The following is a 25,792-nucleotide window of genomic DNA, read 5'->3' as shown; positions in this document are numbered from 1 at the left end:
TGGATGTACCATTTACAATGCTTACCCAACTTTCTTCACACCATTACCACACACTTAAAGTGTGGTATTTGGTGCAACACTCGTTAGTTAGCTTCAAAAAAATTATTGATTATTTTGGAGATTGTGAAAAAGCCACTCAACCTGATGGTTTAGCAAAGTGGCAATCTCTTGGCTTACATGCTAATCACTTAAAGCGTCTAAATGAGTTTCAAACGGCGCAAGGTCAAACCGAGTTTGAACGACTTATACAACAAGTTCAGCAGCATACTGATTTTATTTTAACGCCAGATGATGCTGGCTATCCAACTCAATTACTCCCTTATACAGATCATCCACCTGTTATTTTTGGAAAAGGTCAGGCACAAGCATTATTACAACCGCAAATTGCGATTGTCGGTAGCCGAAAACCTAGCCCACATGGTCGTCAGGTGGCTTATGATTTTGCCTATTATTTAAGTGAAAAGGGTTTTTATGTAAGTAGCGGCTTGGCATACGGCATTGATGAAGCAGCTCATCAAGGTGCATCTGTTCATCAACGTACGATAGCAGTGACAGGTACAGGTTTAGACAGTACCTATCCAGCTCAAAATAAAAAATTGGCAGAACATATTCTGGCTCAGAACGGCGCCATCATTAGTGAGTTTTTACCGGGAACACCACCACTACAGCAGCATTTTCCACGTAGAAACCGAATTGTTAGCGGTCTGAGTTTAGGCGTATTAGTTGTAGAAGCGACTTTAAAAAGTGGCTCCCTCATTACTGCCAATAAAGCAGCTGAGCAAGGCAAAACCGTATTCGCCATTCCAGGCCATATTTACAGTGAATTTCATCAAGGTTGCCATCAACTTATTCGTGAAGGTGCAATTTTAGTCGACCATCCTGAACAAATTATTGAAGACCTCGCCCTACCCACCCAATGGCAGAGCCAACAAAACTCAACAGAGGAGGCAATCGTTTCTTGCACCCCAGAAATTCCAGAGCATTTGATTAATCTTTATCAGTCTTTAGACTGGGTAGGCCAAAATATTGACCAGCTTGTTTTGCATCATTCACAACCTGTTTCTGAACTCACCTCATCATTGATGGAACTAGAACTACTCGGTTTATGTATGCAACAATCAGGATTGTATTTACGTTGTCGTTCTTAATATTAGAGCGCACAATAACGACTCTGTTTGATTGAAAGGAAAGTATTACCATGATTACGACCTCAGTGACCGAAGCAGCCGAATGTTTACAACAAGGTCAAGTTTTGGCATATCCAACTGAGGCAGTCTGGGGACTAGGCTGTGACCCGTTTAATGAGCAAGCTTTTCAAAAAATTCTTGAATTGAAGCAGCGTCCTATCGAAAAAGGCGTCATTTTATTAGCTGGCCACATTAGTCAAGTCGAGCATTTGCTGACTTCTTTACCGCAAACGACTCAACAAGAGATTATTGACTGCTGGTCTAATCATCAACCATCAGAAAGAGCTACGACTTGGTTATTGCCAGCTGATCAACATATACCTTCATGGATTAAGGGCGAACATCCCCTTGTAGCTGTACGAGTAACAACACATCCTTTATGTGTGGCATTGTGCAACGCTTTTCATGGTTTTATTGTGTCGACGAGTGCTAATCCTAGTGGACAAGAACCTGCTCATTCACTACAAGATGCCTGCCAATACTTTGGTTCACAATTAAACTATCTCAATGGCGACTTAGGGCAAAGTCAGCAACCAAGCCGAATCATTAATGCCTTAACTGGTGAAGTCATTCGTCCTTAATTGTAGACAAAAAAAAGCTCAGTTATATAGGGATAACTGAGCATAAAAAAGGATGGGTATATACCGCATCCAGAGGGTTTGGATATCTCTGGAACGAAAGAAAAATTGCTTAAAATAGCGTCTTTCGTAGTGGACGCTATTATGTGGTAAGAGACTATAGTAGAGAAATATATAATTTCTCTAAAAAAAGCATGAAAAGTGTAGGGAATTTAGATTTTTTCGCTTATAAGTTAAAATTATATTAATATTTTTACTCGTCTTTTTTAATATTTATATTTCAACTTGTTTTTATAATCTATTTATAAATCATATAGAAAAACTTTAACTAAGAAAAAAATGGCATATTTTCATCAGTTTTTTCTAAAATATGCCATAGTTTTTTTAATGACTTTAGTTTTGCTCTTGAATTAAGTCTGTTTTTTTAACACTGACCTTTTTTTGAGCCATAATGATACCAATTAAGATCACGATGCCACCTAAGGTATGGTAAATGGTCCACTGTTCAGATAACCAAATGCTTGCAATGACTGCCGTAAAGACAGGAACCAAGTTCATGAAGATGCTGGTTCTATTTGGGCCAAGTTGTTGTACGGCTAACATCCAAACTAACGGCGCAATTAAAGAGGCAAATACTCCAGCATAAATTGCACTTGGCGCATTTGCTGCATTCAAGCCATCAAGACCAAACCAGAAAATTAAAGGCAGATGAAATATCACAGAAAACCCAATCTGCACATATAAGCTTGTCATGATTGGAAGTGGAAGCTGCCATTTTTTAAGGAAGACTCCATAAAATGCGTAGAAGAACACGGCAATAATCATTAATGCATCACCAAGATGTCCACCACCACTTAACAGCTTATGAATATCTCCTTGGGACATGACATATAGCAAACCTGCGAAAGATAAAATACTGCCAAAAACTGCAAATCGATTAGGCACATCTTTTAAAATCGCAAGAGAAACAAAAATAGTAAAGATAGGAATGAATGCGTTCACAATCCCCATGTTAGTTGCAGTGGTATAGTGAGCTGCTGTATAAGCAAGACCTTGATATAGCACCATTCCAAATGCACTTAGCACAGCAAGCTTAGGCAAATATGGTTTTACTAACTGTCTCTGTCTCCAAACTGACACAATCATAAATGGAGTCAAAATGATAAAAGCAATTAGCCATCGATAAAAACTAATGCTCACCGGAGAGATATAATCCGAGACGTATCGAGTGACTACAATATTTAAAGACCAAATCAATACTGCCAAAATGGGGAAAATAAATGCCCATTTGTGATATTTCATGACCTGACTCATAGTAATACACCCTCTACAAAAGAGATTTTATTTTGGAGAATGTCTTAATAAATTGAAATATCGCATTTCCGACATTGATATTGAACTTAGGACATTACTAATTTTTTTAAAATAATGCCCAAGCTTTCATGGCATGCTCTACCACTTTGTGTAGTTGCTCGGTACTCGCGCCATCTCTCGCTTGAATCGTCAGCCCTTGAATAACTGTGGCATAGAAATCTGTCATTTCTTGAAGAGGTGCATCGGCAACTAAGTCACCCTGCTCTACCCCCTGCTCTAGACGTTTTAATAACTTTTCTTTGGTCTTTATTCTCTTATCTAATAAATTTTGCTGTACGTCTTGCGTTGCATCAGAACAATTCATAGCTGCAACTACCAACATACAACCAGCTGGCTTATTAGGTTGAACCAATCTTTTTACGTTGTCATAAAGATATAATTCAAAAGCAATTTTTGCTGTTTTGGCTTCTAAAAAAATTGTTTCTATAGGACATGCTTCATGAGCTAAGTAGTAATCAATACTCTTATAAAACAAGCCTGCCTTATCACCAAAAGTACTATATAAGCTTGGTGCTGTAATTTCTAAAGCCTGCGTTAAGTCACTAATCGACGTTGCTTCATAGCCATGTTCCCAAAAAAGTAACATTGACTTCTCTAACACTTGCTGCTCATCAAAGCATTTAGGGCGTCCACGCTTCTTTTTCAGCGTTTCTTCATTAACAACAAGATCTGTTTCATGCCTATTTGTCATAAAGATCACATCTATTTTTATAACAATCGTTATTAAATTAATTGACGTTCGATTTTTTATCAACTATTTTATTTTCATAATGATCGTTAGTTAATTAAAAAATTGCCTTTCTTCACTCCAAATTTAGCCAAGTCAGGATTTCTTATGGAACAATCTACTACTTCTAAAGCACGACCCACGACCTCCACTCAAGGGAGCTGGTTTGCCATTTTGGCCGTTGCCATTGCAGCATTTGCATTAGTAACAAGTGAATTTTTACCAGTCGGTGTTTTAAATAGCGTTGCGGCTGATTTGCATATTTCTGTAGGTACAGCTGGTCTTATTATTACTGTCCCTGGCATTATGGCAGCGATTGCAGCTCCGCTATTACCTGTTTCAGTCAAACAACTTGACCGTCGTTATGTGCTTATTTTACTCACTGCAATTATGGTCATTGCCAATACCATTACTGCTTTTGCTGAAAACTTCCATGTTTTATTACTGAGCCGCTTAATTTTAGGTATCTCAATCGGTGGTTTTTGGGCCACAGCTATTGCATTAAGTGGCAAGCTCGCACCTGCACATTTGCCTATTGCTAAAGCCACTGCCGTAGTTATGGCTGGTGTAACCTTTGCGACTGTATTAGGAGTACCAATTGGAACTTGGCTAAGTGAGTTTTATGGGTGGCGTAGTGCATTTGGTATTACAGCTGCGATCGGTCTTGTTGTACTCGTACTTCAACTGATTTTCTTACCTAAACTTGTACCAGACTCAGCAATTCATATTCGTGATTTACCTGCATTATTGCGCACACCTAAAGCACGTAGCGGAATGCTGATAGTCTTATTAATTGGCCTTGCTCACTTCTGCGCTTATAGTTATTTGGCGCCTTTCTTTAAGAATATTGCAGGATTTAACGGTACCACCATTAGTTCATTATTATTGCTTTACGGAATTGCTGGTATCTTTGGAAACGCGTTTGCAGGATATAGCGGTAACTTAAATGTCCGTTACACTCTAGCCTTCGTTGGAACATGCTTTGCAATCGTGTTTTTCGGCTTCCCTATCTTTGCTATTCATGAATTTGGTGCCATCGTTCTTACTGCATTATGGGGCTTCGCATTTGGTGCTTTCCCTACCTCCGCCAATATTTGGATGTTTGTACATGCACCCCATGCCGTAGAAAAAGGTATGCCGCTCTTTGTTGGTATGTTCCAAGTCATGATTGCTACAGGTTCATTATTAGGTGGTTATGTAGTTGATCATTTCAATGAAAATACTTTAATTTATGGTGTATTAAGCTTCGTTGCTTTAGCATTAATTAGTACATTTACTTTTGCCAAAGGCTTAAATAATCCTAAAGTAACTTGTGAAAATTAAATATTACTTAGAGTAAATAGATGAAAAATGAGGGCCAACAATTTTCCTTATTGAACCATATAGAAGTTCATGAATTTCTATATGAAAAAGAAGATATTGTTCGTCCTCATGCTTCACTTTGGGGAGATTTTAATTTCAGTTTGAATGGTATTTTGGAAATGCAGGTAGAAGAACAAATCTACTTATCTCCTCCAAGCTATGGACTTTGGATTCCACCTCAAACGGTTCATCAATCTACTCATATCGATCATGAAATTCACTATATCTGTATTCGATTACACCCTAGCCTCTGTTCTATTTTAGGTAATGTCTGTAAATGCTTTAGTATTCAGCCTTTCTTTCGAATCCTCGTTTTACAAATTGTGGAACAGCAAAAACAAAATGGAAAACCTGAATATTTAGAACATCTTTTGCAAGTTCTATTTGATCAGTTACAACAAGCCACAGCATACTCTCATTACTTACCCCAAACACGTCATCCAGTTTTACTACCAATTTTGGAAAAGCTTTCAGACCCATTATTTTTTAATCACTCTTTACAGCAGTTACTTCAGAATTTTTCAGTCAGTGATCGTCATTTATTGCGTTTAAGCCAACAAGAGTTACAACTTTCATTATCAGAATGGCGTAATCGAGCCAAAATTGTTTACGCCATTCATCAAATTCGACAAGGCATGCCAATTAAACGTTTAGCATACGATTTAGGTTATCAACACAGTTCCAGTTTTATTGAATTTTTTAAGAGATATACAGGCCAGACTCCTGTTCAAATCAGAAACAATTAGATCGCAGACAGTTTTTTCTTCTCTTTTTATTTTTTGAACACGAATATTATTGCACTCCTCAAGAATAGCAGTTAAAACAAATGCGTTACTTGATATCAATTACAATCTTTAGGAAAGACTCATGACTCAATCTGTATATCACATTCCAGTAAAATCCATTTCAGGCGAAGCGGTTGACCTTGACCAATATAAAGGTAAGGTTTTATTAATCGTAAACACAGCATCTAAATGTGGTTTAACTCCACAATACGAAGGCTTAGAAAAGCTTTATCAAGCAAAGAAAGATCAAGGTCTTGAAATCTTAGGTTTTCCTGCAAACAACTTTAAAGAACAAGAACCTGGTTCAGATGAAGAAATTCAACAATTCTGTTCATTAAACTACGATGTTAATTTCCCACTTTTCTCTAAAATTTCTGTAGCAGGTGAAGATAAACACCCGCTTTATCAAGCACTCACAACAGCTCAACCAGAACGCGTTGGTGAAGGTCCTTTCCGCGAGCGTTTAGAAGGCCTAGGTATTCCAACTAACCCAGCACCAGAAGTTTTATGGAACTTTGAAAAATTCTTAGTGAATAAAAATGGTGAAGTTGTTGCTCGTTTTGCACCGAACTTAACAGCAGACGACGAACAAATTGTAAAAGCAGTTGAAGCAGAACTCGCTAAATAATTTTTATAGCGATTTAATAAAAAAGAGTGCTGTAGCACTCTTTTTTATTGTCTGGTCAAAATGTTGTTCATTTGCAACAATACCTTATTTCTACATATTTTATGCATATAGTACGCACTTGCTTTAGTTGGTATTGTTTGTAGTTATGAAAAAAGTTTTACAAGGTGCATTTCTTCCTTTTGTGATTTTTGCTTCAGGTATGCTATTACTTGGATGTGATCAAGCACAAGATCGTGCAAAAGATCAAGACTCTGCTCAAGCTACTGAACAAACACTAGATCAAACTGATAATTCTCAAGAAGAAACTCTGCCTAAAAATAATAAAAATGAATTAAAAAATGGGAATGTTTTTTATATTGTTCGAGATGCTGCGAACTTACAACTCAAAGCCGGTGACTATATTGAAAAGCTTAAGGATACTCAACTTGATGTTGAGCAAGCCATTCAAGATAAAGATCAGCAAGAGCTAAAAACAACTGTAACGACACTAAAACAGCAGTTAAAAGGCTTAAATCAAGCACTACTTAGTTTAGATATTAAAAGTCAGGAAGTTGAAAATATTCGTCAAAACTTATTACAGGCAAATCAACAAGTTTTAAGTATGCCTTTATTAAATGGAAAATTACAACAAATCGATTTTGATCAAATTGAGAAACAGCTCAATACAATCCAAATGGATATGGTCAAACTTGCTGCACTAATTGTGGCAGGAGATGACAAATCAGATTCAAAAACTGATTCTTAATTTTCTTTTTAGCAATAAAAAAAGCCACCGTAAGGTGGCTTTTTCAATCTCAAACCGCGTCTTATTGAGCGCGGTTTTTGATTTTACGGATTGTTTCAAGCTGACCTGCAATCTCTGAAAGAGATGCTAAAGCAGCAGCTGAGTCCAAATCACTCTTTTGGTTTGCAAGCAATTGTTCAGCATTTTTACGTGCTTCTAAAATTGCTGCTTCATCCAAATTGTCAGCACGGATAGCAGTATCTGCAAGAACCGTTACAACATGAGGTTGAACTTCTAAAACACCGCCAGATACATAGACGATTTCTTCTGTACCATTTTCCAACTGAACACGAATCGGGCCCGGTTGAAGCAAAGTAACAAGTGGAGCGTGTCCTGGCAAAATACCAAGCTCACCACCTGCACCTTTCGCGATTAACATCGATACTGCGCCAGAGTAAATAGACTCTTTAACACTTACGATATCACATTGCATAGTCGCCATGAGATGATCTCCTTAAATTAGAGTTTCTCAGCTTTAGCAATCACTTCGTCAATACCACCAACCATATAGAACGCTTGTTCTGGGATGTGATCGTATTCACCAGCTAATAGACCTTTAAAGCCACGAATCGTTTCTTTAAGTGGTACTAATTTACCAGGAGCACCAGTAAATACTTCAGCTACGTGGAATGGTTGAGAGAAGAAACGTTGGATTTTACGCGCACGGTAAACAACCAATTTATCTTCTTCTGCCAATTCATCCATACCCAAGATTGCGATGATGTCTTTAAGCTCTTTATAGCGTTGCAATACGTTTTGTACTGCGCGCGCAATTTCATAGTGCTCTTGACCAACAACTAATGGGTCTAACTGACGTGAAGTTGAGTCAAGTGGATCGATCGCTGGGTAAATACCAGAAGATGCGATGTCACGGCTCAATACTACTGTTGCATCTAAGTGAGCAAATGTAGTTGCAGGCGATGGGTCTGTTAAGTCATCGGCAGGTACATATACTGCTTGGATCGATGTGATCGAACCAGATTTAGTAGATGTAATACGCTCTTGAAGAACACCCATTTCTTCTGCAAGTGTAGGTTGGTAACCTACCGCAGATGGCATACGACCTAACAATGCTGATACTTCAGTACCCGCAAGTGTATAACGGTAGATGTTGTCGACGAACAATAATACGTCACGACCTTTACCATTTTCGTCTTTTTGATCACGGAAGTATTCAGCCATAGTCAAACCAGTTAACGCTACGCGTAAACGGTTACCTGGTGGCTCATTCATCTGACCGTAGACCATTGCTACTTTGTCAAGAACGTTAGAATCTTTCATTTCGTGATAGAAGTCGTTACCTTCACGAGTACGCTCACCAACACCAGCAAACACAGATAAACCTGAGTGTGCTTTTGCGATGTTGTTGATCAATTCCATCATGTTAACGGTTTTACCAACACCCGCACCACCGAATAAACCAACTTTACCACCTTTTGCAAACGGGCAAAGTAAGTCAATTACTTTAATACCAGTTTCTAAAAGGTCAGTAGAAGCTGCTTGTTCAGCATAAGAAGGCGCTTGACGGTGAATCGGCAAACGTTCTTCAGTCGCAACAGGACCTGCTTCATCGATAGGGCGACCTAAAACGTCCATGATACGGCCAAGCGTAGCTGGACCCACTGGAACAGAGATCGGTGCGTTTGTACTAGTTACATTAAGGCCACGTTTAAGACCTTCTGTAGAACCCATTGCGATGGTACGAACAACACCATCACCAAGTTGTTGCTGAACTTCTAAAGTAGTTTCAGTACCGTCAACTTGGAGAGCGTCATAGATCTTAGGAACGCTTGTGCGCTCAAACTCGACGTCGATAACCGCGCCGATGATCTGAATGATACGACCGCTACTCATTGCTGTCTCCTCAATTCAAACTTAATAATGTTAAACGGCAGCGGCACCGCCAACGATCTCGGAAATTTCCTGAGTAATCGCGGCTTGACGCAGCTTGTTGTAAATGAGTTGTAGGTCTTTAATCAATTGTCCTGCGTTGTCTGTCGCTGCTTTCATCGCGACCATACGAGCTGACTGCTCACATGCAACGTTCTCAATCACACCTTGATAAACCATAGACTCGATATAGCGAACCAACAAACCATTTAACAATTCTTCTGCTTCTGGTTCGTAGATATAGTCCCAACCATAAGTACGGTTGAGATCATCGCCTTCTTCTGCTGGTGCTAAAGGAACAAGTTGTTCTACTTTAGGCTGCTGAGTCATTGCATTAACGAAGCCATTTGATACGAGGTAGATACGATCTAATTCGCCTTTATCAAATGCATCAAGCATAACCTGCACTGAGCCAGTTAACTGTTCCAAACTCGGCGCATCGCCAAGTTGGGTAGTTGCACCAAGCACTTTACCGCCGTAATTCTTAAAAAACGAAACCGCTTTTTGACCAATTAAAGCAAATTCAACTTCAATTGACTGCTGTTGTTGTGCTTTGACATGCTGCACAACTTTCTTGAACAAGTTAATGTTCAAGCCACCTGCCAAACCACGATCTGAAGACACTACGATATAGCCAACACGCTTAACTGGGCGGTCAACCATATAACGGTGTTTGTATTCAGGGTTTGCTTGTACCAAGTGAGCAATTACACGGCGCATATTATCGGCATACGGACGGCCCTGAGCCATGCGCTCTTGCGCACGACGCATTTTAGAAGCAGCTACCATTTGCATCGCGCGAGTAATCTTTTGCGTGCTCTTGATACTAGCTACTTTGGCGCGAATTTCTTTTAAATTTGCCATACGCTTAACCTAGTATTCGAAAGCCCTTTCGAGCTTCCGAAGGTTGATCCGTGAACCAAACTTAACTAAAACTGAACTTAGTAAGTTTGAGTCGCTTTAAAGCTTTCAATACCTGCTTTGATTGCTGCTTCGATGTCTTTGTTGTAATCACCAGTTTCATCGATTTGTTTCATCAACGGAGCATATTCAGAACGGAAGTAAGCAATTAACGCAGCATCAAAGTCTACGATTTTCTTAACTTCTACGTCAGCCATATAGCCTTCGTTAGATGCATAAACAGAAACAGCTTGGTCAGCAATTGAGTAAGGAGCATATTGTTTTTGCTTCATTAACTCAGTTACACGTTGACCATGTTCAAGTTGCTTACGAGTTGCTTCATCAAGGTCAGAAGCGAACTGAGCAAACGCAGCCAATTCACGGTATTGTGCTAAAGCGGTACGGATACCACCAGACAATTTTTTGATGATCTTAGTTTGAGCAGAACCACCAACACGAGATACAGAGATACCCGCGTTCACAGCAGGACGGATACCTGCGTTGAATAATGATGTTTCTAAGAAGATCTGACCGTCAGTAATCGAAATTACGTTCGTTGGTACGAATGCAGATACGTCACCCGCTTGAGTTTCAATAATTGGCAATGCAGTTAAAGAACCAGTTTGACCAGTTACTGCGCCATTAGTGAATTTCTCAACGTAGTCAGCAGATACACGTGAAGCACGTTCAAGAAGACGTGAGTGAAGATAGAATACGTCACCCGGATACGCTTCACGACCTGGTGGACGACGTAAAAGCAATGAAATTTGACGGTAAGCAACAGCTTGCTTAGACAAATCATCATAAATGATAAGAGCGTCTTCACCACGGTCACGGAAGTATTCACCCATTGTACAGCCAGAGTACGGAGCTAAATACTGCATTGCAGCAGGATCAGCAGCCGCAGCAGCGACAACAGTTGTATACGCCATAGCGCCAGTTTCTTCTAGCTTACGTACAACGTTTGCAATTGTTGATTGTTTTTGACCAATCGCAACGTATACACATTTAATGCCAGAGTTTTTCTGAGCGATGATCGCATCGATCGCCATTGCTGTTTTACCAGTTTGACGGTCACCAATAATCAACTCACGCTGACCACGACCCACAGGAATCATGGTATCAACTGATTTATAACCAGTTTGAACAGGCTCGTCTACAGATTGACGCCAAATTACGCCTGGTGCTACTTTTTCAACAGCATCAGTTAATTTTGCATCAATTGGGCCTTTACCATCAATTGGGTTACCCAAAGCATCTACTACACGGCCAAGAAGTTCAGGACCAACTGGAACTTCTAAAACACGACCTGTACAACGAGCTTTTTGACCTTCTTGAAGGCTTAGGTAGTTACCTAAAACAACGGCACCCACTGAATCCTGTTCTAGGTTCAGTGCCATACCAAATAAGCCGCCGTCGAATTCGATCATTTCACCGTACATTGCATCAGCAAGACCGTGAATACGCACGATACCGTCGGATACCATAACAATGGTACCTTCGTTTTTAGCGGTCGCGCTGGTGTCCAGATCTCCGATACGCTGTTTAATGAGCGCACTGATCTCGGATGGATTCAGTTGTTGCATTGCGCTATTCCTCAATCTTTTATTAGTTCAGTCTTCATCATTTGCATTATGCAAGAAGACGAGTACGCATTTTTTCAAGCTTGTTAAGCGCAGAATCATCTATCACTTGATCGCCTGCACGAATAACCACACCTGCAATCAAAGCAGGATTAACTTCTACAGAAACATTAACTGCTGCCTTGAAGCGTTTTTCTAACGCATGTGCAAGCAATTGTTCCTGAACAGAAGTTAACGGAAACGCCGATTCAATCACGACATCAACCGTATTGTTATTCTGTGATTTAAGCTGTTCATATTCTGCTGCAATTTCAGGTAACAACACTAATCGATCGTTATCTGCAAGAAGTGTCAAAAAGTTAGACACTGCTTGAGATTGATCTTCACCTAAAACTTTAGCAAAAAGCTTCACTTGCTCCGCAGGAGTAAGTTCAGGGCGATTTAAATAAGCGGAAAATGCTTCGTCTTGCACCGCAGCACTGAGCACTTGTAACGCATTCGACCAATTGTCTGTTGCACCTTGCTCAGAAGCATAAGCAAATGCTGCTTTGGCATACGGACGTGCCAACGTCAAGAGTTCAGCCATAATTCGCCTCGCTTAAAGTTTAGCAGCCAGCTGAGACAGCATGGCGTTATGAGCTTCTGCATCAACTTGTTGGTTCAGGATCTTTTCTGCACCAGTTACTGCCAAGGCAGCTACTTGTTGACGTAATTCTTCGCGAGCAGAATTGATCTCTTGATCAACAACTTCTTTAGCTTGTTGACGAATACGCTCACCTTCAGCCGCAGCTTGAGTACGAGCTTCTTCGATCAATTGCGCTGCACGACGGTTCGCTTGTTCGATCAATTGAGCCGCTTGTGCTTTAGCTGCATCAAGTTCTTGCTTCACTTGCGCTTGTGCATCGGCAAGGTCAGCTTTCGCTTTTTCTGCTGCATTTAAGCCATCAGCGATTTTACGCTGACGCTCACTAATCGCATTGATTAGTGGTGGCCAAACAAACTTCATGCAGAATGCGACAAAAAACGCAAACGCAATCGCTTGACCAATCAATGTGAGGTTGATATTCATTGCAATTCCTCAAATAGTGGATTTAGGAATTAAGATGATTAACCTACAAATGGATTAGCGAAGATGAAGAACAAGCCAATACCAACACCGATCATAGGCACAGCATCAAGAAGACCCGCGATTAAGAACATACGAGTTTGAAGTTGTGGAGCTAATTCTGGTTGACGAGCTACAGCTTCTAAAAAGCGACCACCCAAAAGACCAAAACCAATCGCAGTACCCAAAGCACCGAAAGCGATCAAGATAGCAGATGCAATTGCAACTAGACCTAAAGTGAGTTCCATGAAAAATTCCTCAGAGGTTAGGTTATTACCAAATTAAATTAAAAAAATTCAGCCCAACCATCATTTGATAGTTAGGCAATACCATTAATGTTTTTCGCTTGCCATGCTCAAGTAAACGATGGTAAGCATCATAAAGATGAATGCCTGCAACGTGATTACAAGAATGTGGAAGATCGCCCAAGGCACAGATAACGCCCATTGAATCCAAAACGGCAATAATGCAATCAGGATAAAGATTAACTCACCGGCATACATGTTACCGAACAGTCGGAGAGCCAATGAAATAGGACGAGCAAGGAATGTTACCAATTCCAAAATCAAGTTCACTGGAATAAGCAACGCTTTTGCAACTGGATTACTTGGGTTAAATGGGTTAAGTGCCAACTCGCCTACGAAACCGCCAACACCCTTCTCACGGATGCTGTAGAACAAGATAAGTACAAATACAGATAAAGACATACCAAGGGTAATGTTTGGATCTGTAGATGGAACGATCTTGAAGTAAACGTGGTGAGGGTTCATACCAAATACGTTAGCACCAATAAATGCAGCTACTTGAGGAATCCAGTCAACTGGGATCAAGTCCATTAAGTTCATGAGGAAAATCCACACGAAAATAGTAAGTGCAAGTGGAGCGATTAAACGTGATTTGCCATGAAAAGTATCACGGACACTTGAGTCAACAAACTCAATGATCATTTCAATTGCAGATTGGAATTTTGTTGGAACACCAGCTTTCGCAGTTTTCGCAACCATCCAAAATAACAAACAGAAAATCACACCAAGGCCAATTGACCAACCCATTGAATCCAAGTGAATTGCAGTGAACCCCATCGAATGAGCTTCTTCAGCAGTCTCAGCCAATTTCCATGTACCATCTGGCATTTTGCCATAGGTCATATTGGTCAAGTGATGCTTGATATACTCTGTCGAAGTGAGGGCATGTTCTTCAGCAGCCATAAATCACACCTGGTCAATGTCAATTACTAAAAAGAAGGGAAACGAACATCGGCGTACTGTCGATATCTCGCCACCCTCCAAAAAATCTTCAATTCTTCTTGTTTCTATACTCGTTTTTGTAGACGTGAAACCCAAAAAGGAGCAACCCACGACATCATTTGAACGAGGATAAAACCAAACAGCAATGCTAACGGTGATAAAGGTTTAACATTGCTCAAAATCAAAATAAATCCAACGATCATGATTGCAAATTTGCCTAACATGCCCCTATACATGTTAGACAGCACTTGTTTCGATGCTCTCGCACCTGCTGTTCTGAAGGATTGCCACGCAAAATAACTGGTAGCAAGCCAGCAGACCAATGCACCAAGTGCCGCACTTAATGCTGCTGTCATGTCTTTTATGCTCCACGCCACAAGTGCGGAAACAGGGATCATGCATGCTTGTAAGAAGACCAAAGCTTTTGCTAATCGTCGGTCAATCAAGCGACTAGTTTGGCTCATTATTTATCCACTCACAGCATAAATGCTTGACAAGTTTAGCTGATGATCGCTTTTAATCGCAGGCATTATAGAGTTACACCCCTGAACATGCAATCTTTTCCCGACTTTAGTCGGGGTTTTTCGTGACAGGTGGTGCTGACGCTACAGTCAGCCTTTGTTTACTTTTTATCTTACTTTTGCGTATTTAATACGCATTTATCGGTTTTTATAGCCAGTTTCTTCCATGCTGTTACAAAATCGTCCTCATTATTCATACTTTCATCAACGGGTTGGAAGGTAATACTGCCCAGTTTCTGATATTGACCTTTTGTTGTGAAACTTTCTGCAAGTAAACACATCTGAGGTTTTGGTCGATTATCATTAAGATACTTAATTTGAGCCGCTGTAGGCGCAACATGCGGATCATCCGTTAAAGCGCCTGCAAACTTTAAATTAAGCGAGCGTTCCAAATACTGATAAGCATCATGATAAGACCAATAAGGTTTACCATTACTTGAGCTATCGTAAGCTTGAGCTGCCTGCAACATATTCCGAGCAAATGCATTAGCATTATTCCAATACTTCGCTTTACTTTCAGGATGCTGCTGCGAACGCAAAGCCGCAATAAAAAAACCAATCCGCACTGCATTGTTTGGTTCTAACCAGACATGCGTATCTACAGTATTTGGTAAAGCAGCGCCACGCGTATTACGCTGCGGCAAAACAGAAAGAATACCACTGTCTAATAAAGAAATTGCTTTCTTATTGTTACTCAGCAATTTATTTAGTGGAGCTTCATGGGCTTTTCCTAACCAGATCACTAAAGAAGCATCATTAATAGCTTTACGATGCGCCGGGGTGAGTTGTACGTCATGCCCACTTTGACCTTGAAGCAACAACTGAGGCTCTTCAACGCCTTTGGTAATTTCTTTTGCAATCAAATAGATTGGGTGTGTAGAGACAACCAAACCCTGACTCCAACCTAGCGTACTCATTAGAGAGAACATACTGAAAACAAAAACGCGGAACATGACAGACCATCAATTAGTAATAGCTCGAAGCATGTTATAATATAACAAAGTTACAAAAATACCTAAGATTAATCGAATGAAGCATCGCTTCATGCTAATATTCCATTAAAAATTTGAGGTTATGTCTATGAGTTCTTGCACGCATGAACATCATGATTCTTTGCATGGTGTGCATGATCACCATAATGTCGCAAGTCGTTTAGCTGAAGCAGAAACTTTATGTTCTGCGGTTGGTGCACGTCTTACGCCTTTACGTAAAGAAGTTCTTGAACTCATTTTAAATGCTTCAGGTCCAATGGGTGCGTATGACTTATTAGCACGTATTAAAAGTCAAACTGATCGTCCTGCCGCTCCTCCTACTGTTTATAGAACTTTAGACTTCTTATTAGAAAAAGGTCTAATTCATCGCTTAACATCTATTAATGCTTATATTCCATGCTGTCATCCACGCGAAGGACATCAAGCTGCATTCTTAATTTGCACCGAATGTCACACTGTTAAAGAAGCATCTTCACAAGGTCTGACTCAACAACTCGACCAACTTGCAGCTTTAGATGACTTCACAGCACAACACAGCATTATTGAAATTTCGGGGAAATGCCAGCAGTGCCGCACAGCTCGCTAAATCCTGTATTGATTCAACTTGAACAGGTTTCTGTTCACCGTGATGATCGGGATATATTAAAAAAAGTCGATTTTGATCTGCATCAAAATGAAATTGTGACCTTAATTGGTCCAAATGGTGCGGGTAAGTCGACTTTAATTAAAGTTCTACTTGGAATTTTAAAACCAAGTAGCGGACGTGTCATAAGCGACAAAAAACTAAAAATGGCTTATGTCCCTCAAAAGTTTAACCCTTCTCATAGTCTTCCTTTACGTGTTCAAGATTTATTAGATCTTGAAAAATGTAGCCCTGCCCTTCGCCAAGAAATTATTCAAGACACTGGCATTGCAAAGCTACAACAATCAAAAGTACAGCAGCTTTCTGGTGGAGAGCGCCAACGTGTGCTGCTCGCACGTGCTTTACTTAGAAAGCCAGATATCCTCGTTCTTGATGAACCGATGCAAGGTCTAGATATTCAATCTGAAGCTGAGCTTTATGAGTATGTGCGTAGTCTGCCGGAGCGTTATGGATGTGCCATTTTAATTGTTTCACATGACCTACAATGGGTTATGCAAGGGACGCATAGAGTTGTTTGTTTAAATAAACATATATGTTGCAGCGGTTTACCTGAAAATATTCAGCAGCATCCTGAGTACCAAGCAATATTTGGTACCCAGCGAGTCTTTTATCAACACCATCATGACCACTGTGCGCATGGTGATGCAGCACACCCCTGCCCTCACAATAGTCGACCTCACATTCACCCAGAACCGGAAGCTTAAGCCATGATGGAATGGTTACAATTATTGTTGCCCGCATGGATTATGGGAACCTTATTGGTCTTTTTGACCGCACCACTTGGTTGTCTCATGCTATGGAGACGTATGTCTTTTTTTGCAGACACCATGGCACATGGAACCTTACTTGGAGTAGCAATTGCTGGTGCTTTAAGCCTTCCCCTCTGGCTTGGCGTAGCAGGTACTGCCATTTTATTAGTCGCTATTTTATGGGCACTGCATGACAATCGTTTACCAAACGATGCTCTACTTGCCTTATGCTCAGCAACATTACTATGTAGTGGTCTTCTATTTATTCAACATGTTCCAAGTTTAAGACCAGAGCTTTTAAGTTATTTATTCGGTGACTTACTCAGTATCGACTGGCACGATTTACCTGTTTTCACATTAATTATTGCCGTATCACTGGCAATTCTTTATCGCTTTTGGCAACCTCAAATTCAAATTGCCATTGATCCAGACATTGCGATTAGTGAAGGGGTAAATGCGAAATGGCAGCGTCTCATTTTTATGTTACTGCTAGCCTTATTTACAGTATTAGCTTTACGAGCAGTAGGTTCACTTTTAATGGGTGCTTTACTGGTTATTCCAGCATTGAGCGCTCGACTACTCGCTCATTCACCAAAGCAAATGGTTGTTTGGGCTTTTGTTTTAGCTCAACTTGGTGTCAGTGTCGGCCTATGGTCAAGCGCAGCACTAAATATCTCAACTGGCCTCAGTATTGTTTTATGTATGGCTTTGGGTTTTGCTCTTATTTTCATGGTTCAAAAAATCAAAAACCAAACTCAAGCGGCCTAAAAGGCTGCTTGATGAACTGTACTGAGTAATAAAGCCGCGCAACTAAACATGACAGCAAAACCACGATTTAAATATTTTTGTTGTTTAGGTGAGCGAAGTAATCTTAAAACCTTTGATGCCAGCCCTGTATATCCAGCCATTACAATTAAATCAATGGTAATCATAGTAGCTGCCATAATCAGATATTGTATCCATTGAGGTTTGCTTAAATCTAAGAACTGAGGCAAAACCGCCAATAAAAATACAATCGCTTTTGGGTTACTGATATTGACCACAAAGCCATTCAATAGTAGCGCTGAAATAGATTTATTCTTTTTTTCATGTTGAATTTCGATGTCTTTTATAGGTGCTGTCCACTGCAAATAGGCTAAATACAATAAATAAGCTACCCCAAACCATTTAACCATCTGAAAAGCCAACGGCGTCGTCGCGAATAAAACGCCTACGCCCGCTGCTACAATCATGATTTGAATTAACAAAGCAATTTGCAAACCAATCGCATTCCAGTAACCATGTCTAAAACCATAGTTTAGACCACTCGACATAGAAGCAATCGCGCCCGCTCCAGGAGAAATACTAATAACCCAACAGGCCAGCATATAAGCAAACCAAATTTGCAAAGACATAATGAAATAAACAATAAAAGTGGAATTATACCGTTTTATAAAACTATCGCGGCGATAATTCAAACAATAAAATCAAGAAATAGACTACTAACAGCTCTTCGCATCAGGCACAATAATTGAAGCTCATACTAAATTATAATTGAGGAGATACCTTCCAATGACTGCTCAATCTGTCATTTTGCCATTACCATCTGATCATGCCCGTTTTATTGTTCTTCGCTTAAAAGATCTAACAATTGCTGAATTAAAAGAACAACTCGAAGCTTTATTCGAAACACGTGACCGTCTCATTACTCAGCATTCAGACGCGCAAATCAAAACAGCAGTCGCTTTTGGTCCAGAACTCTGGAAACAGCTTTACAGTCAATCTCCTGCTGGCTTTAAACAACTTGAACCAGAAAATGGTGCATTCAATATGCCTGTCGTACCAGCTGATGTGCTTATTCACATTGCCAGTATGCGTTCAGATATTTGTTTTGCATTAAGCCAAGCATTTTTTGAAGGTATTAAAGATAAAGTTGAAGTTCTGGATGAACGTGTTTGTTTCCGCTATTTCGATGGTCGAGATATGACTGGCTTTATAGATGGTACTGAAAATCCTCAATTTCCAGATGACCGTGCAGAAACCGCTCTCCTCCCAGAAAGTGCTGGAGTATTTGCAGATGGTAGTTTCATATTTGCACAGCGCTATGCACATGACTTGGAAAAATGGAAAAAACTTAAAGTCGATGCACAAGAAAATGTCATGGGACGTACCAAGCTTGAATCTATTGAATTAGATGATGACGTTAAACCAGACAATGCTCACGTTGCTCGTACTGTCGTTGAAGATGATGAAGGCGAAGAAATGGAAATCCTACGTCATAGTTTACCTTATGGTGATGGTAAAGGTGATCAAGGCTTATTCTTCATTGCTTACACTAAAGACCTGAACATTATTGATGCTATGTTGAAGCGTATGTTTGGCACAAGTGGCGATGGCATTCATGACCGCCTATTGCATTTTGTAACACCACTAGACGGCGCATATTACTTTGCACCAAGTGAAGAGTTACTAGAAGAAGTTTTAGAGAATTAAGTTTTTTAAAAAGTAGCTATCACCACGGTAGCTACTTTTTTATTTAAAACCAAAGAACAAGGACTTTGACATTTTACAAAGATATTATCTTTACTTTTATAAATTAATAAAAATCACTCTTAAATAAAAACTTAAGGCCCATTCGCATTTCTTATTTCAAGTACTTCATTGCAGTCTTTAGAAGTTAAATAAACAAAAATTCGTTTATCTTGATTTTCTAGTAAAATGGCATCTTTATTTTCACCAAAGGAATTTTTAGAAATATCACACTTATAAGCTGACAGTTGAAAGTTTTTTACCACTTCACATTTAGGCTCAGCAACACTCTCATTAAAACCATACCATCGCGTAATATTTGGATTTGAACAAGAGATTTCCCCTACTTGATCAGCTGCTTTAACTGCCTTACCCGCACTCTCTTTCTTTTCACTTACAGCAGAGCCTGATTGATTTTTATCCGTCCGCACCACATCTGACTTATGACTAGCATCATGTTGGGCTTTATCTGGACTTTTATCGCTACACGCCATTAAAGCGCCTATAAAAATTAAAATATAAATATTTTTCATGAAAAAGTACTCATAATTATGTGTTATTTAAAAACTGATCTTAATTAAAGCCATTACCTAGTAAGTATATCTAATATTAACTAAAGCAAAACTTACAAATAACTTATCATTTTAGATTAGTAATATTTTATAAAAGTGAATCATCTATTTTATTTTTAGAAGATTTAAAAGCCTCTGTAGCCAAATTAAGTTAATAAAAAAGGGAGTACTTTACTCCCTTTTTTACACGTCTAATATTTTAGAAAGGAATTCGCTTATATTTACGGTATTCTGGTTTCCAGAATGATTGTTCAATCTTCTGTTTAAGCAAATCATCGCTAATGGTTACAGCCACACCATCTGCCATTGCAGCTTTTGCTACTTCAAATGCAATCACTTTAGACACTTGTTGAATTTCGCCCAAAGGTGGCAATAAGTCAGCTTGTGGATCTTTCAACAATGGTGAACAGTCTGCTAATGCACTACTTGATGCCATAAGCATGTTTTCTGTAACACGTTTAGCACCTGATGCAACTACACCCAAACCAATACCGGGGAAGATGTATGAGTTGTTACACTGCGAAATATTGTAAAGTTTGCCATGATGATTTACAGGTGCAAACGGACTACCCGTTGCAATTAATGCTTTACCTTCAGTCCATTCCACAATATCAGCCGGTACAGCTTCAACACGTGAAGTAGGGTTAGACAACGGCATGACAATTGGTCGCTCACAATTGGCAGCCATGGTCTTAATAATTTCTTCAGTGAATAGACCTGGTTGGCCAGAAACACCAATTAACACTGTAGGCTTAGCATTTTTAACAACATCAAGTAGTGAAATCACTTCTTCAATATTGCCCCACTGATCAACTACCTCAGCTTTTTGTGCCAACTTACGTTGGAAGTCGAGCAAGTTTGGCTGATTCTCAGTGATCAAACCAAAACGGTCTACCATATAAACGCGAGCACGCGCTTCAGCATCGGTTAAACCTTCAGCAACCATTTGAGCAACAATTTGCTCTGCGATACCACAACCTGCCGAACCAGCACCTAAGAAAGCAATTTTCTGGTCTTTTAATTGTTTGCCTGCTGCACGACTTGCAGCAATCAAACTACCAACAGATACCGCTGCTGTTCCTTGAATATCATCGTTAAAACAACAAATTTTATCGCGATATTTTTCTAATAATGGCATCGCATTTTTTTGTGCGAAATCTTCAAACTGGATGAGTGCTTTTGGCCAACGACGTTTTACGGCCTCAATCACCATATCTACAAATTCATAATACTCATCACCACTAATACGTGGTTGACGCCATCCCATATAAATCGGGTCATTTAATAATTGAGGGTTATTCGTCCCTACATCAATTGTGATTGGCAATGTGTAAGCAGGGCTAATACCACCACATGCGGTATAAAGTGAGAGTTTCCCAATTGGAATACCCATACCACCAATACCTTGGTCACCAAGACCCAAGATACGCTCACCATCAGTAATTACGATGACTTTAACATTGTTTTTATTAACGTTTTGTAAAATATCATCAATCACATCACGATCTGGATATGAAATAAAAATACCACGATGACGGCGATAGATATCAGAAAAACGCTGGCACGCCTCACCCACAGTTGGGGTGTAAATAATCGGCATCATTTCTTCAAGATGATTTTCGATTAAGTGATAAAAAAGAGTTTCGTTGGTATCTTGGATATTGCGTAAATAGATGTGCTTATTTATATCATCATTAAAAGCACAATATTGCTGATAAGAGCGTTGGCTTTGCTCTTCAATAGTTTCAATAATATGTGGAAGTAACCCGTGTAAGTTAAAGTTACTTCTTTCTTCTTGAGTGAAAGCAGATCCTTTATTTAAAAGGGGTAACTCTAAAAGTGTATAGCCTGCATAAGGGATATAAAGTGGGTGTTTACTTGGGTGTCCTGATATCATTGCCTATCTCATTTTCCAGCTTAGAACTCCGAAAAGTACAGTTTCAGCACTCTCTAAAGTTCGTTGTATGCGTAAGCTTAAGACTATTTGAGACGAAATAGGTATTTTAAACCGTGATATTGAAATTGAAGACTATTTAGTAAATATATAATATAAAATAAATATTAAAAATTAATTACTTATGATTTGTAGTTTTTTTAAAATCATTCTTTATTAACACTATACTTGGCCTAGAAGCTTATAGTTTTTCAGCCTCTTACATTTTTATAAGAAATACCAAGTGTTTTACTATCTTATAATTTAGAAAATATTGTCTAAAAAGCCTATATTTACGAGCTTTAAGGATTTACTTAGGCTTATTTTTCAATATTTACAAAAAAAATAGTTGTAGGGAACGAAAAGAAAGAAATTCAGTGAAAGCGTTAAATGCACTCCCCCAACTCATAGGAAATTTGCTATATTTGACGTTTTTCTGCGACATCTATTTTCGATTGATATGAATACGGCAATACAAGCAGCTCTCGACCATGCAGTGCAAACCCTTCAGCAAGAAGGCGTGCTTCCTTCGGATTGGAATAATTCAAGCAATTTAACGCGCACCAAAGACCGAAGCCATGGCGACTTTGCTTCTAATATTGCCATGATCGGCTCTAAAGCTGCTGGTATGAAACCACGTGATTTAGCTGAAAAAATTCTTGCGGCTCTACCAGAAGTTGCAGATATCAGCAAAGCGGAAATCGCAGGTCCTGGTTTTATCAATTTCTTTTTAAATGCTGACCAGCGTTTTGCGATTCTTGATCAAATTCAAGCTCAAAAAGAAATCTTTGGCCGCAGCCAATCAAATGCAGCGAAAAAGATTCAAGTTGAATTCGTTTCTGCAAACCCGACATCTAGCCTACACGTAGGTCATGGCCGGGGTGCTGCTTATGGTATGACTGTTGCAAACTTGCTTGAAGCAACAGGTGCTAAAGTTGATCGCGAATACTATGTAAATGATGCTGGCCGTCAAATGGATATTTTGGCGACTTCTACCTATTTACGTTATTTAGAATTATTGGGCCAAGACCTTGTATTTCCAAAAAATGCTTATCAAGGCGACTACGTTAAAGAGATTGCCCAAAGTATTATCGACAAAGATAACAATGCATATGTTCGTGATGTAGCAGACGTCTATAAAGATGTGCCAGAAGACGTGCAATATGCAGATGAACTCGATAGCGAAGGCAATAAAGTTGTATTGTCTGGTGACAAAGAAAAGCACATTGATGGTCTTATTGCCAACTCACAACAATTATTAGGTGAAGGCTACCGTGTTTTCCATCAAGCCGCTCTTCATGCGATTTTAGATGACATTAAAGATGACCTTGCTGACTTTGGCGTAACTTTCAATCAATGGTTCAGTGAAGCATCTCTTAGCGCAAAAATTGATGAAGCTTTAGAAACACTTGATCAACGTGGTTTCTTGTATGAAAAAGATGGCAACATCTGGTTTAAATCGACTGAATTTGGCGATGAAAAAGACCGTGTTGTTAAGCGACGTAATGGTCAAACGACTTACTTTGCCTCTGATATTGCTTACCACTTAAATAAATTACAACGTGGTTATACTGACCTTGTTGATATTTGGGGTTCTGACCACCACGGCTATATCTCTCGCGTAAAAGCTGCGATTGATGCGATGGGTTATGACTCGAAAAAATTGACTGTTCTTTTAGTTCAGTTCGTAAGTTTGTGGCGCGGTGGCGAGATGGTTCAAATGTCATCTCGTTCAGGTCAATTCGTGACTTTACGCGACTTACGTAAAGAAGTTGGGAACGATGCTGCTCGTTTTTACTATGTAATGCGTAAAAGCGAACAACACATTGACTTTGACTTAGATCTTGCTGTATCACAAAGCAAAGACAATGCGGTTTATTATATTCAATACGCTCATGCACGTATCTGCCGTATGTTAGAAAAAGCAGCAAGCACTGGCTTACAGTTTGAAGTGGATGCTGCTCGTTCGCATGCTGCACGTTTATCACTTGATGCAGAAACTGAAATTCTTGCTAAACTTGCTGCATATCCAGACGTTGTATTACGTGCTGCTAATGCGTATGAACCACACCAAGTAGGTAACTACTTAAAGGAATTAGCTGCGCTATTCCACGGTTGGTACAATGAACACAAAGTTTTAAGTGATGATGCTGAACTTACACAAGCACGCTTATTACTTTCAATCAATGTACAACAAGTATTGCGTAATGGCTTAGAATTACTTGGTGTTTCTGCACCTGAAGCCATGTAAATAAATGCTGGATATTTGGTAGAACTACATATTCAGCCATGCTGTAAAAGACATCGCTTTGTGATGATATAAACCTTACAGAGCGATGTTTTAAAGTAAACTCGAAAGAAAACAATCAAAAGACAGAGGAATAATCCACGTGTTTGGCAAAACGCAACGCGGTGTATCTGAAAGACCTAATAAGCCTAAAAAGCCTTTAATCCCTAAATGGCTAGGGACACTTGTCGCTATTTTAGTCGTCTTATGCATTGCGGTAATGCTCATGCTGTGGAAACCGTGGCAACCTGTTTCTTCAAAAAATCAGATTACGTCTGATCACTATAAAGAAGAAGAGACCAATAAAGACTATCGCTTTTATGATCTATTGCCTCAGCAACAAGTAACCCCTATTCCGGAACAAGCAATCCCTGAAAGTAAAAATCAGGGTACAGCAATGATTGTAGAGGCGCCTAGTACAGCACAACCTGCTGCATCTGAGTCTGTTGCTACTACTGATAGCGATGACTCTACAGCTGCTGCCCCTCAACAACCAAATTACATTTTACAAGTCCGTAGCTATACAGATCCCGATCAAGCAGATGCTCGTCGTGCAGAAATTATTTTAAATGGCTTATCTGCCGATGTAGTCAAAAGTTCTGAAAATGGTAAGACTTGGTATCGTGTTATTTCTGGTCCATATGATACTCAAGATGCTGCGCTTGCAGCCCAGCAAACATTACAACATAGTGGTATTGACTCTATCGTAATTAAACGCAAATAAAGCAAGAGTGATAAAAAAGGAACAAATATTTGTTCCTTTTCTTTTATATGTCAGCACAATTTCTTTCGTTTGAACCCAAACTCTTTTGTTTTGCCTTTTGAAAAGCTGGCCGCTGCTGAATACGATGTAAAAAGGCTTGAATATGCGGATATTTACCTTGTAAACGGGACTGAAGAGCTTCTAGTGGAAAGCTCATTTGAATATCAGCAAATGAAAAATCCCCTGCAAAATATTCATGTTCAGACAAGTAGTTTTCTAAAAAACTAATATGATCTTTCATACGTGGACGAACAAAACTTGCTTTAACCCCTTCTGTGATTTTTTTTGCGACAGGTTGGATTAACCAAGGTACATGTTTATTCACACTATTCATAACCAAAGTCATCACCAATAAGGGCATAAGCGAACCTTCAGCATAGTGCATCCAGTAAATATACTGCTGCAAATCCTGAGCTTGCTTAGGCTTAAATTGCTGATTTTGATCGTAACGCTGCTGTAAATACTCCAAAATGACCGCTGACTCTGCAATGACTTGTTCATCGTCTGTCAAAATTGGGGCTTTGCCGAGAGGATGAATACATTTCAGTGTTTCTGGCGCAGAATAGTTGGGAAGACGTTGATAATAATGAATATCATAATCTAAGCCTAATTCTTCTAAAGCCCATAAAATCCGAAACGATCGCGAACATTCCAGGTGGTGTACACTAATCATG

General features: G+C 39.5%; 28 protein-coding genes. 12 read left to right on the top strand and 16 right to left on the bottom strand.

Going from position 1 to position 25,792, the window contains the following annotated elements; translation table 11 throughout:
- Positions 1–17: 17 nt before the first annotated feature.
- Together dprA and B554_RS0110435 are read left to right on the top strand one after the other, a co-directional pair.
- Positions 18–1,148 carry a DNA-processing protein DprA gene (gene dprA / locus B554_RS0110440; protein ID WP_019458004.1) on the top strand — a complete coding sequence of 377 codons (1,131 nt, stop codon included), beginning with the start codon at positions 18–20 and terminating at the stop codon, positions 1,146–1,148.
- Positions 1,149–1,198: 50 nt separating this feature from the next.
- A complete protein-coding gene (locus tag B554_RS0110435; protein WP_019458003.1) occupies positions 1,199–1,768 on the top strand; it encodes an L-threonylcarbamoyladenylate synthase in 570 nt (189 codons plus the stop codon).
- Positions 1,769–2,158: 390 nt separating this feature from the next.
- Here B554_RS0110435 and B554_RS0110430 read toward each other — a convergent pair whose 3' ends face one another.
- On the bottom strand, positions 2,159–3,079 hold the full coding sequence (locus tag B554_RS0110430) for a DMT family transporter (protein WP_081400353.1): 921 nt from the start codon (positions 3,077–3,079) through the stop codon (positions 2,159–2,161).
- Between the two features lie 106 nt (positions 3,080–3,185).
- Positions 3,186–3,839: a TetR/AcrR family transcriptional regulator gene (locus tag B554_RS0110425; protein ID WP_081400352.1), complete on the bottom strand. Its 654-nt coding sequence runs from the start codon at positions 3,837–3,839 to the stop codon at positions 3,186–3,188.
- 135 nt (positions 3,840–3,974) lie between these two features.
- Between B554_RS0110425 and B554_RS0110420 the strand changes: the two genes are divergently transcribed.
- From B554_RS0110420 to B554_RS0110405, 4 genes are all read left to right on the top strand, one after another.
- Positions 3,975–5,189 (top strand): MFS transporter, encoded by a 1,215-nt coding sequence (locus B554_RS0110420; protein ID WP_019458000.1) that lies wholly within the window; start codon positions 3,975–3,977, stop codon positions 5,187–5,189.
- A gap of 20 nt (positions 5,190–5,209) precedes the next feature.
- Positions 5,210–5,974, top strand: coding sequence for an AraC family transcriptional regulator (locus tag B554_RS0110415; protein WP_019457999.1), 765 nt, complete (start codon positions 5,210–5,212; stop codon positions 5,972–5,974).
- A gap of 121 nt (positions 5,975–6,095) precedes the next feature.
- Positions 6,096–6,641: a glutathione peroxidase gene (locus B554_RS0110410; RefSeq protein ID WP_019457998.1), complete on the top strand. Its 546-nt coding sequence runs from the start codon at positions 6,096–6,098 to the stop codon at positions 6,639–6,641.
- A gap of 145 nt (positions 6,642–6,786) precedes the next feature.
- A complete protein-coding gene (locus B554_RS0110405) occupies positions 6,787–7,386 on the top strand; it encodes a hypothetical protein (RefSeq protein ID WP_019457997.1) in 600 nt (199 codons plus the stop codon).
- A 61-nt stretch (positions 7,387–7,447) separates the two neighbouring features.
- Here the strand turns inward: B554_RS0110405 and B554_RS0110400 are convergent, their stop codons facing one another.
- The 10 genes from B554_RS0110400 to B554_RS0110355 all read right to left on the bottom strand — a co-directional run bounded on the left by B554_RS0110400 (position 7,448) and on the right by B554_RS0110355 (position 15,624).
- Entirely contained in the window at positions 7,448–7,867 is a 420-nt protein-coding gene (locus B554_RS0110400; RefSeq protein WP_004705935.1) for a F0F1 ATP synthase subunit epsilon, read from the bottom strand.
- 17 nt (positions 7,868–7,884) lie between these two features.
- Positions 7,885–9,279: a F0F1 ATP synthase subunit beta gene (gene atpD, locus B554_RS0110395; RefSeq protein WP_004705936.1), complete on the bottom strand. Its 1,395-nt coding sequence runs from the start codon at positions 9,277–9,279 to the stop codon at positions 7,885–7,887.
- 30 nt (positions 9,280–9,309) lie between these two features.
- A complete protein-coding gene (gene atpG / locus B554_RS0110390; protein ID WP_002114131.1) occupies positions 9,310–10,179 on the bottom strand; it encodes a F0F1 ATP synthase subunit gamma in 870 nt (289 codons plus the stop codon).
- A 77-nt stretch (positions 10,180–10,256) separates the two neighbouring features.
- Complete coding sequence (gene atpA / locus B554_RS0110385) at positions 10,257–11,801, bottom strand: F0F1 ATP synthase subunit alpha (protein ID WP_004705937.1); 1,545 nt, start codon at positions 11,799–11,801, stop codon at positions 10,257–10,259.
- 46 nt (positions 11,802–11,847) lie between these two features.
- Positions 11,848–12,384: a F0F1 ATP synthase subunit delta gene (locus tag B554_RS0110380; protein WP_004705938.1), complete on the bottom strand. Its 537-nt coding sequence runs from the start codon at positions 12,382–12,384 to the stop codon at positions 11,848–11,850.
- Between the two features lie 12 nt (positions 12,385–12,396).
- Positions 12,397–12,867 carry a F0F1 ATP synthase subunit B gene (locus tag B554_RS0110375; protein WP_002054137.1) on the bottom strand — a complete coding sequence of 157 codons (471 nt, stop codon included), beginning with the start codon at positions 12,865–12,867 and terminating at the stop codon, positions 12,397–12,399.
- A 38-nt stretch (positions 12,868–12,905) separates the two neighbouring features.
- Complete coding sequence (atpE, locus tag B554_RS0110370) at positions 12,906–13,151, bottom strand: F0F1 ATP synthase subunit C (protein ID WP_000424060.1); 246 nt, start codon at positions 13,149–13,151, stop codon at positions 12,906–12,908.
- A gap of 84 nt (positions 13,152–13,235) precedes the next feature.
- Positions 13,236–14,111, bottom strand: coding sequence for a F0F1 ATP synthase subunit A (atpB, locus tag B554_RS0110365; protein WP_004705939.1), 876 nt, complete (start codon positions 14,109–14,111; stop codon positions 13,236–13,238).
- 104 nt (positions 14,112–14,215) lie between these two features.
- Positions 14,216–14,614 (bottom strand): ATP synthase subunit I, encoded by a 399-nt coding sequence (locus B554_RS0110360; RefSeq protein WP_004705940.1) that lies wholly within the window; start codon positions 14,612–14,614, stop codon positions 14,216–14,218.
- A gap of 170 nt (positions 14,615–14,784) precedes the next feature.
- The gene (locus B554_RS0110355) at positions 14,785–15,624 is read right to left on the bottom strand and encodes a metal ABC transporter solute-binding protein, Zn/Mn family (RefSeq protein ID WP_019457996.1); all 840 of its coding nucleotides are present in this window, start codon (positions 15,622–15,624) and stop codon (positions 14,785–14,787) included.
- 127 nt (positions 15,625–15,751) lie between these two features.
- Between B554_RS0110355 and B554_RS0110350 the strand changes: the two genes are divergently transcribed.
- Genes B554_RS0110350 through znuB form a run of 3 tightly spaced genes read left to right on the top strand, consistent with a single transcriptional unit; the run spans position 15,752 to position 17,823 of the window.
- A complete protein-coding gene (locus tag B554_RS0110350) occupies positions 15,752–16,249 on the top strand; it encodes a transcriptional repressor (protein WP_002054239.1) in 498 nt (165 codons plus the stop codon).
- Positions 16,222–17,010, top strand: a complete 789-nt coding sequence (gene znuC, locus B554_RS0110345) for a zinc ABC transporter ATP-binding protein ZnuC (protein WP_004705942.1) — start codon at positions 16,222–16,224, stop codon at positions 17,008–17,010. Before B554_RS0110350 ends, znuC begins: the two co-directional genes overlap by 28 nt.
- Positions 17,011–17,013: 3 nt before the next feature.
- The gene (znuB, locus tag B554_RS0110340) at positions 17,014–17,823 is read left to right on the top strand and encodes a zinc ABC transporter permease subunit ZnuB (protein WP_019457995.1); all 810 of its coding nucleotides are present in this window, start codon (positions 17,014–17,016) and stop codon (positions 17,821–17,823) included.
- Here znuB and B554_RS0110335 read toward each other — a convergent pair.
- Positions 17,820–18,449, bottom strand: a complete 630-nt coding sequence (locus tag B554_RS0110335; RefSeq protein ID WP_019457994.1) for a LysE family transporter — start codon at positions 18,447–18,449, stop codon at positions 17,820–17,822. The genes znuB and B554_RS0110335 overlap by 4 nt on opposite strands.
- A gap of 157 nt (positions 18,450–18,606) precedes the next feature.
- On the opposite strand from B554_RS0110335, the gene B554_RS0110330 reads away from it, so the two are divergent.
- On the top strand, positions 18,607–19,527 hold the full coding sequence (locus B554_RS0110330) for a Dyp-type peroxidase (protein WP_019457993.1): 921 nt from the start codon (positions 18,607–18,609) through the stop codon (positions 19,525–19,527).
- A 131-nt stretch (positions 19,528–19,658) separates the two neighbouring features.
- Here B554_RS0110330 and B554_RS0110325 read toward each other — a convergent pair whose 3' ends face one another.
- Both B554_RS0110325 and B554_RS0110320 read right to left on the bottom strand, forming a co-directional pair.
- Positions 19,659–20,096: a hypothetical protein gene (locus B554_RS0110325; protein ID WP_019457992.1), complete on the bottom strand. Its 438-nt coding sequence runs from the start codon at positions 20,094–20,096 to the stop codon at positions 19,659–19,661.
- Between the two features lie 238 nt (positions 20,097–20,334).
- The gene (locus B554_RS0110320) at positions 20,335–22,032 is read right to left on the bottom strand and encodes an NAD-dependent malic enzyme (RefSeq protein WP_019457991.1); all 1,698 of its coding nucleotides are present in this window, start codon (positions 22,030–22,032) and stop codon (positions 20,335–20,337) included.
- A gap of 496 nt (positions 22,033–22,528) precedes the next feature.
- Here B554_RS0110320 and argS point away from each other — a divergent pair, with 496 nt between their 5' ends.
- On the top strand, positions 22,529–24,319 hold the full coding sequence (gene argS / locus B554_RS0110315; RefSeq protein WP_004705948.1) for an arginine--tRNA ligase: 1,791 nt from the start codon (positions 22,529–22,531) through the stop codon (positions 24,317–24,319).
- Positions 24,320–24,458: 139 nt separating this feature from the next.
- Positions 24,459–25,079, top strand: coding sequence for an SPOR domain-containing protein (locus B554_RS0110310; protein WP_004705949.1), 621 nt, complete (start codon positions 24,459–24,461; stop codon positions 25,077–25,079).
- A 43-nt stretch (positions 25,080–25,122) separates the two neighbouring features.
- On the opposite strand, the gene B554_RS0110305 is transcribed toward B554_RS0110310, so the two are convergent.
- The gene (locus tag B554_RS0110305) at positions 25,123–25,791 is read right to left on the bottom strand and encodes a glutathione S-transferase (RefSeq protein WP_019457990.1); all 669 of its coding nucleotides are present in this window, start codon (positions 25,789–25,791) and stop codon (positions 25,123–25,125) included.
- Position 25,792: the final 1 nt, after the last annotated feature.

It is taken from the genome of Acinetobacter sp. GG2, assembly GCF_000292385.1.
Classification (GTDB): domain Bacteria; phylum Pseudomonadota; class Gammaproteobacteria; order Pseudomonadales; family Moraxellaceae; genus Acinetobacter; species Acinetobacter seifertii.
Note: the sequence above shows the minus strand (reverse complement) of the source record. Positions and strands in the feature narration are given on the sequence as shown.

Coding starts and splice junctions, on each gene's coding strand:
- atpA (WP_004705937.1), bottom strand. CDS start 11,801: ATGCAACAACTGAATCCATCCGAGATCAGTGCGCTCATTAAACAGCGT.
- B554_RS0110405 (WP_019457997.1), top strand. CDS start 6,787: ATGAAAAAAGTTTTACAAGGTGCATTTCTTCCTTTTGTGATTTTTGCT.
- B554_RS0110330 (WP_019457993.1), top strand. CDS start 18,607: ATGACTGCTCAATCTGTCATTTTGCCATTACCATCTGATCATGCCCGT.
- B554_RS0110375 (WP_002054137.1), bottom strand. CDS start 12,867: ATGAATATCAACCTCACATTGATTGGTCAAGCGATTGCGTTTGCGTTT.
- B554_RS0110350 (WP_002054239.1), top strand. CDS start 15,752: ATGAGTTCTTGCACGCATGAACATCATGATTCTTTGCATGGTGTGCAT.
- B554_RS0110400 (WP_004705935.1), bottom strand. CDS start 7,867: ATGGCGACTATGCAATGTGATATCGTAAGTGTTAAAGAGTCTATTTAC.
- B554_RS0110325 (WP_019457992.1), bottom strand. CDS start 20,096: ATGAAAAATATTTATATTTTAATTTTTATAGGCGCTTTAATGGCGTGT.
- B554_RS0110360 (WP_004705940.1), bottom strand. CDS start 14,614: ATGAGCCAAACTAGTCGCTTGATTGACCGACGATTAGCAAAAGCTTTG.
- B554_RS0110335 (WP_019457994.1), bottom strand. CDS start 18,449: ATGTCTTTGCAAATTTGGTTTGCTTATATGCTGGCCTGTTGGGTTATT.
- B554_RS0110320 (WP_019457991.1), bottom strand. CDS start 22,032: ATGATATCAGGACACCCAAGTAAACACCCACTTTATATCCCTTATGCA.
- B554_RS0110435 (WP_019458003.1), top strand. CDS start 1,199: ATGATTACGACCTCAGTGACCGAAGCAGCCGAATGTTTACAACAAGGT.
- atpE (WP_000424060.1), bottom strand. CDS start 13,151: ATGGAACTCACTTTAGGTCTAGTTGCAATTGCATCTGCTATCTTGATC.
- B554_RS0110380 (WP_004705938.1), bottom strand. CDS start 12,384: ATGGCTGAACTCTTGACGTTGGCACGTCCGTATGCCAAAGCAGCATTT.
- argS (WP_004705948.1), top strand. CDS start 22,529: ATGAATACGGCAATACAAGCAGCTCTCGACCATGCAGTGCAAACCCTT.
- dprA (WP_019458004.1), top strand. CDS start 18: ATGCTTACCCAACTTTCTTCACACCATTACCACACACTTAAAGTGTGG.
- znuC (WP_004705942.1), top strand. CDS start 16,222: ATGCCAGCAGTGCCGCACAGCTCGCTAAATCCTGTATTGATTCAACTT.
- znuB (WP_019457995.1), top strand. CDS start 17,014: ATGATGGAATGGTTACAATTATTGTTGCCCGCATGGATTATGGGAACC.
- B554_RS0110430 (WP_081400353.1), bottom strand. CDS start 3,079: ATGAGTCAGGTCATGAAATATCACAAATGGGCATTTATTTTCCCCATT.
- B554_RS0110415 (WP_019457999.1), top strand. CDS start 5,210: ATGAAAAATGAGGGCCAACAATTTTCCTTATTGAACCATATAGAAGTT.
- B554_RS0110420 (WP_019458000.1), top strand. CDS start 3,975: ATGGAACAATCTACTACTTCTAAAGCACGACCCACGACCTCCACTCAA.
- atpG (WP_002114131.1), bottom strand. CDS start 10,179: ATGGCAAATTTAAAAGAAATTCGCGCCAAAGTAGCTAGTATCAAGAGC.
- atpD (WP_004705936.1), bottom strand. CDS start 9,279: ATGAGTAGCGGTCGTATCATTCAGATCATCGGCGCGGTTATCGACGTC.
- B554_RS0110305 (WP_019457990.1), bottom strand. CDS start 25,791: ATGATTAGTGTACACCACCTGGAATGTTCGCGATCGTTTCGGATTTTA.
- B554_RS0110410 (WP_019457998.1), top strand. CDS start 6,096: ATGACTCAATCTGTATATCACATTCCAGTAAAATCCATTTCAGGCGAA.
- atpB (WP_004705939.1), bottom strand. CDS start 14,111: ATGGCTGCTGAAGAACATGCCCTCACTTCGACAGAGTATATCAAGCAT.
- B554_RS0110355 (WP_019457996.1), bottom strand. CDS start 15,624: ATGTTCCGCGTTTTTGTTTTCAGTATGTTCTCTCTAATGAGTACGCTA.